The organism is Granulicella mallensis MP5ACTX8 (assembly GCF_000178955.2).
GTDB classification, from domain to species: domain Bacteria; phylum Acidobacteriota; class Terriglobia; order Terriglobales; family Acidobacteriaceae; genus Granulicella; species Granulicella mallensis.
The window spans coordinates 1,558,906-1,572,358 of the sequence record NC_016631.1 but is presented as its reverse complement, the minus strand read 5'-3'; the positions used below and the strand labels follow the sequence as shown (position 1 = coordinate 1,572,358).

Sequence of the window (13,453 nt, the reverse complement as noted above, 5' to 3'; positions counted from 1 at the left end):
CGTCCTGGGTCTTTTAGTTCGTCGAAGAATGACACACCTAGGGCTTCAACACAATCTTCATCGAATCCGGCTGCGGGTTCGACGCCAGGTGAACCGCCGAGGCGGCATCGTCCAGCGAGAACCGGTGCGAGATCAACTGCGTGAGATCGAGCTTGCCCGAGCGATAGCCTTCAAACACCAGATCGATTCCCTCCTGCTGAATCGCCACCGACGCAGAATAAGAACCCATCAGCGTCTTCTCGTCCATGCAGACCGCTGCCGGATCGAAGGGAGCTGTCCCATGCTGCGTGCTCGCGAAGAGCATCACACGGCCGCCGGGACGAATCGCCTGCATCGCCGTTGCGATCAGGGCATCCGCGCCCACTGCCACCAGGGCCACATCGGCGCCACGGCCTTCGGTTGCCGCCTTCGCCGCCGCCACAACATCGCCGCGCGCATCCAGCGGATGGTCCAGCCCAAACTTCGCCGCAATGGCATGACGCTCGGCATACATATCCGAGGTCAGCACCGTCGCCCCGGTCTGCCTCGCTAGCGCGGCCAGCAGGATGCCGATGCTTCCCTGCCCGATCACTAGCACCGTATCGTCCTGCTCAAGATGCAAGAGCTGAATCGCCTTGAAGCACGTATTGACCGGCTCGATAAACGCAGCCTGCTCAAACGGAATATCGTCGGGAATCCTGATCAATCCGGCAGGAGTCACGCCATCGCCGACGATCCAGTCCATCACGCGGATGTACTGCGCAAAACCGCCGCCCGCCGCAGCGCCCAGGCCTGCCGTCGTTCCTACCAGCTTGTAGCGCTCGCACTGCGCAAAGGTCTGCTTGCGGCAGTAGAAGCATTGTCCGCACGGAATATGGTGAAACGCCATCACGCGGTCGCCCACAGCAAACCCATGCACGCCTTCGCCCACAGCCGCAATCGTCCCCGCCATCTCATGCCCGAAGACACGCGGTGCGGAGTGAGAGCCTGTATGGATCTTCTTAAGGTCCGTTCCGCAGATACCGCAGGTATCAATGCGAACAAGCACCTCTCCCGAACCTATCTCGGGAACAGCAATCGTTTCTGTACGAACATCATCGGGAGCACGATAAACAGCGGCTTGCATGGTACGAGACATGATCTATCCAGAATACAAGGCCCAACCCCTCATCCCTCAATCCCTCATACCTCTTAGCTCAACAGAACCCAAAACAGGGTTCCAAACCTCACAGGAATAACAGGAGCAACGAGCGACGAGCCACCCAGCCACGAGCCCTTACGCCGCTGCTACGACCTCACGCAGCGCCTGGTGCAGATTCGTCAAGGCCAGCGTACTTGCCCGGCCAAGCTTCATCGCCTTCGGCCAGTGATGCGGCCGCAGCGCCGTATGAATCGCAAATGCTCCCGTGCGGAAGTTCCCATTCTTCCCCTCAAATCGTGCCAGCGAGGCAAGCTCGAAGTCATGCGCATCGGAGATCGCCTTGATCGCACGAAACGGCAGCTCATGCGCTGCCGCCAGCCTTGCGACCGTAGCGGCTTCCATATCGACCATCGTCGCGGCATACGTTTCGGCCAGGCGGCCCTTCTCGCGAACACTAGCAATCTTCTCCGTTGTCGCCAGCACATAAGCTGACTGCGGCGACACCGTGACAAACCGCTCTCCGGTACGCGCCTCGATCACCGCTGACGCTTCGCCCACATTGCCTGCAGCAAGACCTGAGGTGCAGGAACCCGCCAGGCCAGTCGAGATCACCGTTGAAATCGACGCGGCGGCAATGGCCTCTGCAAAGGCGAGCGTCACGCGTTGCGAGCCCATGCCTGCAGCAACAACGATGGCATGCGGTAGCCGATGCAGATGAATGCCCCGGTGCAGCAATCCAACATCGGGCTTCGTTCCACGCACCAGACCGGCGATCTCGCGAGGCAATGCAGCAATGATGGCGACGCAGCCGCTCATACGAGTCCTGCCTGGCTGGAAGTATGTTTGGGAGCATAGCCGTTGGCGATAAACCAGTGGCACGCCTCACGCAGCGCATCCTCGACCGGACGCACTTGGAACCCAAGCTCGCGTTCTGCCTTCGCGGAGCTCGCGAACATCATCTTCCTGCCCATGCGCACCGCTTCCACGGTCGCGCGCGGCTCCTTGCCGCGCAGCTTGCCCGTGATGTTCTCATCGAAGAACGCAAACGCCATCGCCACGGCATGCGGCACCTTGTGTTTCGGTGAAGGCAGTCCTGTAATCGCGGCCAGCCGATCCAGGATCTGCTTCAGCGTAAGATTCTCGCCGCCCAGAATATAGCGCTCTCCCGGAGTACCGCGTTCCAGCGCCGCAAGATGCGTGCGCGCGATCTCAGACACATCCACCAGGTTCAACCCCGTATCGACATACGCCGGAAAGTTACGATTGAGGAAGTCGACCACGATGCGTCCCGTAGGCGTGGGCTTGGTGTCGAGCGCACCGATGGGCGTCGTCGGATTGAGAATCATGACGTGCTGCCCGGCCCCGGCGGCTTCTATCGCGACCTGTTCGGCAAGCCACTTCGAACGCTTGTAATGGCCGATCATATCGGCCTCACTCACCGGCGTCTTCTCGTCGACGATCGTCCCGTCGCGCCTGAAGCCCATGGTCGCCACGCTGCTCGTATACACCACGCGCGGCACGCCGGCCTCGCGCGCGAGGCGCAGCAACTCACGCGTACCCTCGACGTTCGCCTTATACATATCGGCAGGATCAGGGACCCACAGCCTGTAATCAGCGGCGACATGCAGCACAGCATCGCAGCCCTGCAGAGCAGAGGCGAATCCCGCAGGCTCGCGCAGATCGCCGTTTACAAGTTCGGCGGCTTTAGGAAGATGCGTGAGATTCGAAGTCTTGCGTGTCAGGAGGCGAAGCTTTGCGCCCTGCCTTGCAGCGAGCGTCGCGATATGAGAGCCAACGAAACCCGTGGCTCCCGTGATGAAGAGATTCATGCGCTAGAGACTTCCTGCCATTTGCTAACCTACGATCTTCAACACGGAAACAGGCGCTTTGCTTCTGTCATTCTCAAAGAAAATCTGCTTCTGGGATTAGACACCAGATCCAGCACTAAAGGCGCGGTTTTATACCAACCGGCCCGCTGGCCTGGAATCAGATCTATAAAGAGGTAAAGGCTGAAAGCCCGACTCATGGGTAACTGCAATGAGTCGGCCTCTCAGCCCCTGTATCTAACCTGCCAATGCACCCAAGCTGCGTCCTGAGCTGAAAGCGAAAGAACTAGTCCAGCTTCTCCGGCTCGATCTGAATATTCTTCTCGCCAGCAGCTTTCTTCTCCCAGTACTTCTTCACCCAGGCCTCGAACGTCTTGCCAGCAGCCGTATCGCGGCCGGTAAACTGCAGTGCGGCTACATCGACATAGCGGACGTTCACCCGCTCCGTCGGATTGCCCGGCTTGGGAGTCGGAATGATACGGATCACCGAGGCTTCCAGCGTCGGCGCATTGAAGCGGTCGTAGAGATACCCTTCGACTTTCGAGCCGTCCTTGCGCGTCACTGTGATGTCGCCGCGATAATCAAACGCCTTCTCCAGCGCGTCGCGAACCTCATCCTCCGACGCCAGCGCAGGAATCCAACCTTCCAGATTCTCGCGTTCACGGCCTGCAATCGTCTCGATCTCGTCCGCCGAGACCTGTTGGAGCTGTTCGATCTTCAGACGTTCCTGTTGTGGTGTCGCCATCGTTAGTCTCCCGCCACGCTGGTCATGTTTTCATTGACCGAGGTCGTCACAACCACCGGCGTCTGCCCGGCGATCTGCACCAGCGGACCGCGGCTCTCGGACTTCCACTCATTCAACAGCTTTTGAGCATCCGCATCCTCATATTGAGGACGGAAGATGTACTTCTTAGCCGTTGTCCAGAATCCCTTCAGCGAGCTGAAGTTGTAATCTACCGCCGAAGCCTCGTGCCCGGAGTGAACCATGCAGTTAGCGCACTGCGGGTTTCCACTCTTGGCGCCGTACTTCTCCCATCCGGTCGCCTCCATCAACTCCTGGAAGGTATCGGCGTAACCGTCCTGCAGGAGGTAGCAGGGCTTCTGCCATCCGAAGATGGAGTATGTCGGCATACCCCACGGCGTGCACTCGAAGTCCTGCTTACCCATGAGGTACTCCGAGAACAGCGGGTGCGTATTGAACTCCCACGTCTTCTTGCGATTGGAGAGAATGGCACGGAAGAGCTTGCGCGACCTCGCCTTGCCCAGAAAGTGGTTCTGGTCCGGGGCCTTGTCGTAGGTGTAACCGGGCGAGACCATCATGCTCTCCACGCCCGCTTCCATCATCTGGTCGAAGTGACGGCGCACCGAGTTCGGGTCTGCGCCATCGAAGAGCGTAGTGTTCGTCGTAACACGGAAACCCGCTTCCACAGCCGCGCGCACGCCTTCCATCGCAACGTCGTATCCGCCTTCGCGGCAGACACCGAAGTCGTGATGCTCGCGTTCTCCGTCCACATGCACGGAGAAGCTGAGGTACTTCGACGGCTTGAAGAGATGCAGCTTCTCTTTCAACAGCAGCGCGTTCGTGCACATGTAAACATACTTCTTGCGGGCCACCAGGCCGGCGACGATCTCCGGCATCTGGGGGTGCAGCAAAGGCTCGCCGCCAGGGATGGACACCATCGGCGTACCGCACTCTTCTACCGCCTTGAAGCACTGCTCCGGCGTTAGTTCGGCCTTCAGGATGTGCGCAGGGTACTGGATCTTGCCGCAGCCGGCGCAGGCAAGGTTGCAGCGGAAGAGTGGCTCGAGCATAAGCACCAGCGGATACCGCTTGCGTCCCGAAAGCTTCTGCTTGAGAACGTAGGTTGCTACGGTCCAGGCTTGTGAGATAGGTACGGCCATGCTGAGTACTCCTTCATACTTCGTGTGTAATGTATTCGATGTTGCTGTACGGTCTTAGGCTTCGGCTTGTTCACGCTCGAGCGCCTTGCGATACGTCGTCAGCGCCAACAGCGGGAAGTACTGCTTGTACAGGTGATACCCCAGGTAGAAGACGCGAGGGAAGCCCGTTCCGGTGTAATAGCTCTCGCCATTGCGGCCCGGCATCAGCTCATCCCACGAGCCGTCCTCATGCTGACGCTCGATCAACCAGCGAATTCCCTTGGCTACCGAGTCCGAACGGGTATCGTTCGCAGCCAGCAATCCGAGGATCGCCCAGGCCGTCTGCGAGGGCGTAGAAGGCCCAACGCCACGCTGGTTCGGATCGTCATAGGTGCCGCAGGTCTCGCCCCATCCACCGTCGGTGTTCTGCACCATGCGGATCCACTCCGCCGCCTGCTGCACTGCCGGCTCCAGGTACGAGTACCCGATCGCCTCCAGCCCGCGCAGGACCAGGAATGTTCCGTAGAGATAGTTGACGCCCCAGCGGCCAAACCACGAGCCATCCGGCTCCTGCCCCTTGAGGATGAACTGGACCGCCTTCTCCACGCGCTTATCACTGCGCGTGAAGCCGTAGCCGGAGAGCATCTCCAGGATGCGCCCGGTGATGTCGACCGTCGGCGGATCGATCATCGCGTTATGGTCGGCAAACGGGATCGACTCGAAGATCTGCTTCGTGTTGTCCTTGTCGAACGAAGCCCAGCCGCCGTTCTTGCATTGCATCGCGAAGATCCAGTTCAACGCCCGCTGCGAGACCTCGTACTGGTAGCGCTCGCGAGGGTTCTGAACGCAGTTCAGGGCCAGCAGCACCTGCGCCGAATCGTCGACGTCGGGATAAAACTCGTTATTGAACTCGAAGTACCAACCGCCGGGCTCGACGTTCTTGACCTTGACCGCCCAGTCGCCCTTGTGCCGCACTTCTTTGGACAGCATCCAGTCGGCAGCCTTGAGCAGCCGGGGATCGTCCTTGGGAACACCCGCCTCGCCCAACGCGAAGACCGCATATGCGGTGTCCCATACGGGTGACATGCAAGGCTGCATGCGGAAACGTGCCGGGTTTGCATCCGGAACCTCGGGCTCTTCAATGCCCAGCTTCTCGAACTCGTCCATCGCGCGGATGAACTGCGGATCGTCTTCTGAGTAGCCCAGGTAGCGTAGCGCAATGATGGAGTTCATCATTGCGGGATAGATAGCGCCCAACCCATCCGACATCTCGAACCGGTCCAGCATCCACTTCTCAGCCTTCTTCAGCGCGATCTTGCGCAGCGGGCGAATGTGGATACGCTCAGCCCAGTGCATCATGCGATCGAGCATCAGGAAGAAGTTACTCCAGGAGAAGAACTTCTTCTTGTTCCAGCGCAGATGCAGGTCGGCATTGGCGCGGCCGCCGACGAACAGCTCGTCGATACCCTGCTCAGGCGGCAGCTTCTTGAACGGCTTGGTCGAGTAGATGACCGACAACGGCACCAGAATGCCGCGCGACCACGAGCTGATCTCGTAGATATTGAAGTAGAACCAGTTCGGAAACAGCAGCATCTCCGGCGGAACAGCCGGAACCGCGTCATAGTCGTACTGACCCAGCGCGCAGAGATAGATCTTGGTGAAGGTATTGCACTCGACCACGCCACCCAGCGAAAGCACGTTCTCACGCGCCCGCACCAACACCGGATCGTCGGCGCTCCAGCCCATCAGCTTCAGCGCGAGATAGCACTTCACGCCGTAGTGCACATTCGACGGACCGCCGGGATACAGGCTCCATCCGCCATCGGCGTTCTGGTGGCGCAGAATCTCGTTGATGCACCGCTCCATCTTGCCGCGGTCGCCAGACCCCAGCAGCGTATGCATGAAGATATAGTCCGCCTCGAGCATCGAGTCGGCTTCAAGCTCTCCGCACCAGTAGCCTGGCTCTTCCTGCTCGCCCATCAGCCATTCAACCGACCGGTTGATGCCACCAATGACAAGGTCCATGGCCATGTCGAGCCGGCCGAACCGTGGCTGCTTTGGAGCCGTACCCCCCGGATTACTCGGATTGATCGGTGTTGTACTCATCCTGAAAATGGTTATCCCTCAACGGCTGCCGTAACAGTCAGCCGCTGGTTATGCCGTGACGTCTCTCGCTATCGGAGGCGCGGAGGCGATCGCCTGCACAATCTCCGGCGGCAGGCCGAAACGTACATTCTCCGGCATCACTTCGACTTCTTCTACCGATCCGTATCCCTTACCCTGCAAATACTGAACGACATCCTGCACCAGAATCTCAGGCGCGGAGGCACCTGCCGTAATGGCAACAGTCGAAACGTTTTCAATCCACTCCGCCCGGATATCCTCTGCCTTATCAATCAGGTAGGAGTTCGTTCCCAGGTTCTGCGAGACTTCGACGAGGCGATTGGAGTTCGAGCTGTTCCGCGAGCCGACCACCAGAACCACGTCCGCGCCGTGTGCGACGTTCTTCACGGCTGTCTGACGGTTCTCTGTGGCGTAGCAGATGTCCTGCGCATGCGGCCCAACGATGTTGGGGAACTTCTTCTTCAAAGCCTCGATCATGTAACGGGCTTCATCGAGCGAAAGCGTCGTCTGCGTCAGGTAGGCCACCTTGTTCGGATCGGGCACCACCAGCGCTGCAACCTCTTCAACCGTTGAAACGACCTGCGTTACGGTCGGGGCCTCACCCTGGGTACCCTCAACCTCTTCGTGGTCGCGATGGCCGACGAGAACGAGCGAATAGCCCTGTTTGGCGAACTTGATGGCTTCTACGTGAACCTTGGTAACCAGCGGGCAGGTCGCGTCGATGACCTTCAGGCCGCGCTCCTTGGCATGCTCGCGAACCGCCGGAGAGACGCCGTGCGCCGAGTAGATGACGCGTGCGCCGGCCGGAACCTCGTCCAACTCGTTGACGAAGATAGCGCCTTTGCCGGCAAGATCGTTCACCACGTAGCTGTTATGCACGATCTCCTTGCGGACATAGATCGGCGCGCCAAAGGTATCCAGGGCAATTTTTACGATATCCACGGCTCGAACCACTCCCGCGCAGAAGCCGCGGGGCTTCAGCAGGAGGACGCGTTTCGCCGGGGAACCGGTTACGTTCTGGTTAATATCTTCGGGAGCAAGGGTGGCTGCATTCACACCCCCAAGTATACGCGTTTCCCTGCAGCAACGCACCCGATTTGAACCACATCCGGTGCATCCCAGGGTCCGGCCCAGGTCCGAGCCGCAACCAATGGCAGGCCCTTATTCGTCAGACGGGGGCTGCTGAAAAAGCGGAAGAAGCTGGGCCACCGACGCCCCCACCCCGCCAAGACTGGCCGCCACCAACACCCCAGGCAAAGCCATCGCCAGAGGAGAAGTCATGATCGGACGTACGGTTGCAAGCAACAGGCGTTTCGCGGAATTTGGCGATTCGATCATGTTCGGCCCCCTCGACATAGAATTCGGCCCTCGATATAAAAACATCTCTCTGCCTAGACACGAAAAAAATGCCTCGGTTGTGCTTCCTCTCTACTTTTCTTCACATCGTTTCAGCAAACTCTATCCACAACACGAGTGTTTGCAGTCGCACCTCAAATCCGTAACATTTTTGCTGTCTTCGCACATCTGGCAGCAGAACTTCTTGCCATCCGTGCAGATGCAGGAACAACTCGCGTGTCCGCATTTCCTGGGTTCTGGCATGGCAGTCTCCTTACGGCATAACAGTTGCTCAATAAGAGCTGTCCGCATGGCGCCGAGTTGCTTGCACAAGAGGGGATTTAATGCTATTGCCCGCGCTGCCGTCGCCACTGCCGTTTTGAAAGGGCGGGGCTTCAGCCCCGCCGCCGCGGGGCTCTATTTCTGTGGCTTTAGCCACGGAGGGAATCTCCGCCGAGGAGAACTACTTCGAGGCCTATACGCTCGACGCCAGCATCTGCTCCGCATGGCGCAACGAGGTCTCCGTCAGGTTCGCGCCCGAAAGCATGCGCGCAATCTCCTCCACGCGTTCCGGGCGCTCCATCTGGCGAACCCCCGTCTGCGTCCTCCCGCGCCGCTCCGACTTCTCGATCAGGAAGTGCTGATCCGCAAAGGCTGCAATCTGCGGCAGATGCGTAATACACAACACCTGTTGAGCCCGCGACAGCGTCTTCAACTTCTGCCCAACGGCCTCCGCCGCCCTGCCGCCGATGCCGATGTCGATCTCATCAAACACCAGTGTTCGCGGCAGCGCCGTACGCTTGCGTTTAGCCGCCGCGGCAGCGCCCTCTTCCACTGAAACTTTCAGCGCCAGCATCACGCGGGACATCTCGCCACCCGACGCGATCTCCGTCAACGGCTTCACCGGCTCACCAGGATTGGTCGCTATACGGCACTCGACGCTGTCCCAACCATGTGCCGCCCAGGCCGTTGCAGCTTTATCGGAGACCACATCCACCGCAAACCGGGCCTGCATCGCGAGTTCGTTGATCTGCCGCTCCGCCACCTTGCCCAGCTTCCGCGCAGCCGCTACCCGCTCTTCGCTCAGGCGGTGCGCGGCGGCCTCGTAGGCTTTCGCCGCAGTCGCAAGCTGGGCTTCCAGCTCCCGCAGCCTCGCATCGCGATTCTCCAGCTCTGCCAGCCTGCCCGCAACCTCCGCGCCAAAGCTCATCACCTCGCCCAGCGTCGCGCCGTACTTGCGCTTCAGCCGGTCCAGCGCCGCCAGGCGGTCTTCGATCTCACCCAGCCGCTCCGGAGAAGCCGAGATCTCCCCCGCAAACTTGCGCAGCGCGGAAGTCGCATCTTCAACGCCCGCCTTGGCCGACGCCAGTTGCTGCGCCGTCTCGCGGAACTGCTCGTCAAACCGCGCCAGATCTTCGACGTGTCGCAGCGCGGCTCCCAGCAGCGACTCCGCCGAGGTCTCGCCTTCGTACAGCAGCTCCTGTGCGGCGTTCGCGCCGGTCAGAAGCCGCTCGGCATTGGCCAGCACACGCTTCTCTGCCTCTAACTGCGTATCTTCCTCCGCGTCGGTAAGACCGGTAGCCTCAATCTCGCGCGACTGGAAGCTCCACAGGTCTACAAGACGCATGCGGTCCTGCTCGGCGTTGCGCAGCTCTTCGATCTGCGTACGGAGTCCCCTCCAAACGTCGAAGGCGTTCGCAACCTCCTCGGAGCTGAGATCGCCAAACCGGTCCAGCAGCAACCGCTGCTGTTCGGCATCGAAGGCAATCAGCGTCTCGGACTGCGCGTGAACAAGCGCCAACTCCGGCGCAAGCTGCCGCAGCACTCCCACCGTCGCCGGTTGATTATTAATAAACACGCGGCCCTTGCCGTTTGCGCCAATCTCGCGCCGCAGAAGAATCTCTCCCGACTCCGGGTCGATGCCATTGCGCTCGAGGATCGCATCCGCGCCGATCGTCGATTCGAAGACGCAGCCCAGCACCGCCTTCTCCGCGCCAAAGCGCACGAGATCGCTGGAGGCTTTGCCTCCAAGCAACAGCACCAGGGCGTCGATCAGGATCGACTTGCCAGCACCGGTTTCACCCGTCAGCAGGTTCAGGCCGGGGCCAAAGACCGCGACCGCGTGGTCGATTACGGCGTAGTTTTCAGCGCGCAGTTCCAGCAGCATGAGAGTCTCGTCACCGAGAGCATAACAGGGGCGAAGGAAAAGCGCATCAAAACGATCGATGGTTTTCTGCTTTAGTGCATTGGGTCATACAGGTTGAGAGCCTATTTCGTTGGCACTGAACACGAAGCTGGGGCCACCCAACGGCCGCTGCCGATGTAGACATGTTTCAGAGGGTGAGTGTACACGTGGCTGCTCACAGTCAACTCGTCCTCATAATGATCGTCGCCGTGCAATGTAATCAGATGCACAATCCTGACCTCGCCACCACGTGTTGTACCCAGAGCGCCGGTAAACCTGTATCTTCCGTCCGGGTTTTGCCAAACCCAATTTTTAGTTCTGATGATTTCTTCAGGAAGAACACGTCCGAGGTTCTCTGTAGAGGGATACCACGGGAAAAAATATCCATAGAGCGAATCAGAACAAAGTTCCTGACGAACAGGTCCATACACAACCTGCATATCCCGATAAATACTGATTTCCCAGATCCCAGGCCTTAATGGCATCCGATCAACTTCATGCCCGGCGGCAGATGCGCCATGGTCCGTGGACGGCGTGCGGCTGGATCCGGCTGCGTGGCTCGCAGCGGCGCAGAGGCAAGCAGACGAAGCCAAGATCACTAAGACATAAAATCTAGACCTTCTCGCGTCTACCATCATCAGCCACTCCACGGTTCAATCGTCGTCTCCCAGTTTTGCAAGTAGTCGAAGGGACTAACGACTTGGCCTGAAGCTGGGTCATGAATTTTTACCATAGAGTGCGGTGCGGTTACCGTGGAATCTTTTCCCTTACAAAACGAGCCTGAAGCGGCGAGCCAAAGGGCTGATCCCCCCTACAGGAAGCGGCTGACGCGACCATGTTTGATGCACACCCTGCACTGATCGCCCTCACCCCGAAACTCTGAACCCGTACCTGCCTGGGTACACCTGAACCGCATCCCGCAAGTACACTAAACCTGACGCTATGACTGTGCTCACACTCGCTCTACTCCTGCAGGACGCAACACCCGACCAACTCGGCCCGCCTCCCGTTGCGGCGCACTCCGGTGCAATCGCCGAAATGCTGCACAACAGCGGACCCACGGCCCTGACCGTGCTCGGGATTCTCCTGCTGGCCAGCATCTTTTCCTGGGCCATCATGCTCTCGAAGTGGAGAAGCTTCGGTGCCGCCAACAAGCAGAACCGCCGCTTCGTCCGGGCGTTCCGCAAGTCGGGGCGCTTGAGCGAGATCGCCGCTGTCGCCGACCAGTTCCGGCCCAGCCCGCTCGTCACCGTCTTCCATGAGATCCACGACGAGTACCAGCGCCAGAGCGGAGGCCGCGGCACACCGCCCAATCCCCAGGCCATGGAACGCGCCGCGCAGACCGCCTCCAGCGAAGCCGTGACCATCATGGAACGGCGCATGACCTGGCTCGCGACCATCGCCCAGTCCGCCACCTTCGTCGGCCTGTTCGGAACAGTGATGGGCATCGTCGACGCCTTTCACGGTCTCGGAACCGCCGGCGCAGCTACCCTGCGGGCCGTCGCTCCGGGCATCAGCGAAGCGCTCATCACCACTGCCGCCGGCCTCGTCGTCGCCATCCCCGCGCTGGTCGGCTACAACCAGCTCACCGCGCGGCTACGCGAGTTCGCAGCACGTTGCGACGACTTCGGCCGCGAGCTTCTGAACGCCATCGAAAACGCGGCTCTGCTTCCGCCGCCTGCTCCGCCGGTTCAGGAAGAGCCCCGCCGGAGGACGCTCTAACCATGGCCTTCTCCTCGCGAGGACACACGCAGACAGCGCTCGCCGACATCAACATCACGCCGCTGGTAGACGTCGTGCTCGTGCTGCTGCTCATCTTCATGCTGACCGCACCGGTGCTGCAGAGCGGCGTCGAAGTTGCCGTGCCACATACCCGCACCGTGAACCAGCTCACCGAAGAGCACAGCGTCATCACCATCGACAAGGACCAGAACGTCTTCCTGCAGGACAAGCCGGTCAACATCCATGACCTGCCTGCGGCGCTGGGCCCGACTGCGAAGAACACCAAGCGCGTCGTCTACGTCCGCGCCGACCAGAAGGTGCCCTTCGGGGCGTTCGCGTCCGTCATGGATGCCGTCAAACAAGCAGGCATCACAAATATCAGCATCGTGACGCAGCCACTAGAAAAATAGAAAAAGAACGAAAGACAGATGAGTAATTACGCCACCACGAGCGAGGAACGGGACGACCGGTTCGGCAGCGGTCTTGCCGGAGCGATCGTGCTGCATCTCGCCCTGATCGGCGGGCTTGCCGCCGTGGCCGTCTTCGAACACGTTCACGCCCCGAACTGGGGTGAAAACACGGCCTCCGTCGGAGCGATCCAGGCCTCCATGGTCTCGGCAATTCCGCTGCCCCCCAAAGCCGCGCCTGTCAAAGATTCGGTGCTTGCCTCAGAGGACGTGACTCCCACACCCAAGCCTCCGCCCAAGGAAGCCACCCAGCCACCGCCCAAGCCAACCGATGTGCTGATCAAGGCGAAGACGCCGGCAAAGGTCATCCCCAAGGTCGCGCCCATCGAGACACCGGTGCCGCCTAAGCATCCCCAGCCTGCTCCGGTAACGCCCAAAGCGGCGAGCGGAGACGCTGCCACACAGCTGCCACAATCGGTATCCCAGCTCAAAAATGGTACCGCCGCCCTCACCGTTCAGAACCGCGTCTTTGGCAATCGCTATGCGTATTACCTGAGAATTGTGGCCAACGCGGTCAACCAGAGCTACGCCACCTACTCAGGGCAGGCCGATCCGAACGCCTCCATGAACAAAAGCGTGACAGTGCTCTTCGACATTCAGCGCGACGGATCAGTTGCGAACCTGCACGTCGAAACCCGCAGCGGCTCCTCTACACTCGATACCGCTGCGCTCCGGGCCATTCAACATCTGGACAACTTTCCACAGTTACCGGAAGGCAACTCCATCACCATCGAATACAAGTTTGATTACCGTTAATAGTGATCAAACCACTCTTCACACGCAATCTGCGTCT

General features: G+C 59.9%; 12 protein-coding genes. 3 read left to right on the top strand and 9 right to left on the bottom strand.

The window, feature by feature from the left end; all coding sequences use genetic code 11:
• Positions 1–37: 37 nt before the first annotated feature.
• The 9 genes from ACIX8_RS06690 to recN form a co-directional block, all read right to left on the bottom strand.
• A complete protein-coding gene (locus tag ACIX8_RS06690; RefSeq protein ID WP_014264574.1) occupies positions 38–1,117 on the bottom strand; it encodes an alcohol dehydrogenase catalytic domain-containing protein in 1,080 nt (359 codons plus the stop codon).
• Positions 1,118–1,255: 138 nt separating this feature from the next.
• Entirely contained in the window at positions 1,256–1,936 is a 681-nt protein-coding gene (locus ACIX8_RS06685; RefSeq protein WP_014264573.1) for a phosphorylase family protein, read from the bottom strand.
• Complete coding sequence (hpnA, locus tag ACIX8_RS06680; protein ID WP_014264572.1) at positions 1,933–2,949, bottom strand: hopanoid-associated sugar epimerase; 1,017 nt, start codon at positions 2,947–2,949, stop codon at positions 1,933–1,935. Before hpnA ends, ACIX8_RS06685 begins: the two co-directional genes overlap by 4 nt.
• A 283-nt stretch (positions 2,950–3,232) precedes the next feature.
• Complete coding sequence (locus ACIX8_RS06675; RefSeq protein WP_014264571.1) at positions 3,233–3,691, bottom strand: hypothetical protein; 459 nt, start codon at positions 3,689–3,691, stop codon at positions 3,233–3,235.
• 2 nt (positions 3,692–3,693) lie between these two features.
• Complete coding sequence (hpnH, locus tag ACIX8_RS06670) at positions 3,694–4,848, bottom strand: adenosyl-hopene transferase HpnH (protein WP_014264570.1); 1,155 nt, start codon at positions 4,846–4,848, stop codon at positions 3,694–3,696.
• Between the two features lie 54 nt (positions 4,849–4,902).
• Positions 4,903–6,933, bottom strand: coding sequence for a squalene--hopene cyclase (gene shc / locus ACIX8_RS06665; RefSeq protein ID WP_014264569.1), 2,031 nt, complete (start codon positions 6,931–6,933; stop codon positions 4,903–4,905).
• 48 nt (positions 6,934–6,981) lie between these two features.
• Positions 6,982–8,007, bottom strand: coding sequence for a 4-hydroxy-3-methylbut-2-enyl diphosphate reductase (locus ACIX8_RS06660; RefSeq protein WP_014264568.1), 1,026 nt, complete (start codon positions 8,005–8,007; stop codon positions 6,982–6,984).
• A 105-nt stretch (positions 8,008–8,112) separates the two neighbouring features.
• A complete protein-coding gene (locus ACIX8_RS25870) occupies positions 8,113–8,289 on the bottom strand; it encodes a hypothetical protein (RefSeq protein ID WP_190273750.1) in 177 nt (58 codons plus the stop codon).
• 472 nt (positions 8,290–8,761) lie between these two features.
• The gene (recN, locus tag ACIX8_RS06650; RefSeq protein ID WP_014264566.1) at positions 8,762–10,453 is read right to left on the bottom strand and encodes a DNA repair protein RecN; all 1,692 of its coding nucleotides are present in this window, start codon (positions 10,451–10,453) and stop codon (positions 8,762–8,764) included.
• 960 nt (positions 10,454–11,413) lie between these two features.
• On the opposite strand from recN, the gene ACIX8_RS06640 reads away from it, so the two are divergent.
• The 3 genes from ACIX8_RS06640 to ACIX8_RS25865 are packed head-to-tail and all read left to right on the top strand — an operon-like array spanning position 11,414 to position 13,416.
• Complete coding sequence (locus tag ACIX8_RS06640) at positions 11,414–12,193, top strand: MotA/TolQ/ExbB proton channel family protein (RefSeq protein WP_014264564.1); 780 nt, start codon at positions 11,414–11,416, stop codon at positions 12,191–12,193.
• Between the two features lie 2 nt (positions 12,194–12,195).
• A complete protein-coding gene (locus ACIX8_RS06635) occupies positions 12,196–12,603 on the top strand; it encodes an ExbD/TolR family protein (protein WP_014264563.1) in 408 nt (135 codons plus the stop codon).
• 18 nt (positions 12,604–12,621) lie between these two features.
• Positions 12,622–13,416 (top strand): TonB family protein, encoded by a 795-nt coding sequence (locus ACIX8_RS25865; RefSeq protein WP_014264562.1) that lies wholly within the window; start codon positions 12,622–12,624, stop codon positions 13,414–13,416.
• Positions 13,417–13,453: the final 37 nt, after the last annotated feature.

Bases quoted from the DNA above. Each gene is read 5' to 3' on its own strand.
- ACIX8_RS06690 (WP_014264574.1), bottom strand. From the start codon at position 1,117: ATGTCTCGTACCATGCAAGCCGCTGTTTATCGTGCTCCCGATGATGTT.
- ACIX8_RS06685 (WP_014264573.1), bottom strand. From the start codon at position 1,936: ATGAGCGGCTGCGTCGCCATCATTGCTGCATTGCCTCGCGAGATCGCC.
- hpnH (WP_014264570.1), bottom strand. From the start codon at position 4,848: ATGGCCGTACCTATCTCACAAGCCTGGACCGTAGCAACCTACGTTCTC.
- ACIX8_RS06635 (WP_014264563.1), top strand. From the start codon at position 12,196: ATGGCCTTCTCCTCGCGAGGACACACGCAGACAGCGCTCGCCGACATC.
- ACIX8_RS06640 (WP_014264564.1), top strand. From the start codon at position 11,414: ATGACTGTGCTCACACTCGCTCTACTCCTGCAGGACGCAACACCCGAC.
- shc (WP_014264569.1), bottom strand. From the start codon at position 6,933: ATGAGTACAACACCGATCAATCCGAGTAATCCGGGGGGTACGGCTCCA.
- ACIX8_RS25870 (WP_190273750.1), bottom strand. From the start codon at position 8,289: ATGATCGAATCGCCAAATTCCGCGAAACGCCTGTTGCTTGCAACCGTA.
- ACIX8_RS06675 (WP_014264571.1), bottom strand. From the start codon at position 3,691: ATGGCGACACCACAACAGGAACGTCTGAAGATCGAACAGCTCCAACAG.
- recN (WP_014264566.1), bottom strand. From the start codon at position 10,453: ATGCTGCTGGAACTGCGCGCTGAAAACTACGCCGTAATCGACCACGCG.
- hpnA (WP_014264572.1), bottom strand. From the start codon at position 2,949: ATGAATCTCTTCATCACGGGAGCCACGGGTTTCGTTGGCTCTCATATC.
- ACIX8_RS25865 (WP_014264562.1), top strand. From the start codon at position 12,622: ATGAGTAATTACGCCACCACGAGCGAGGAACGGGACGACCGGTTCGGC.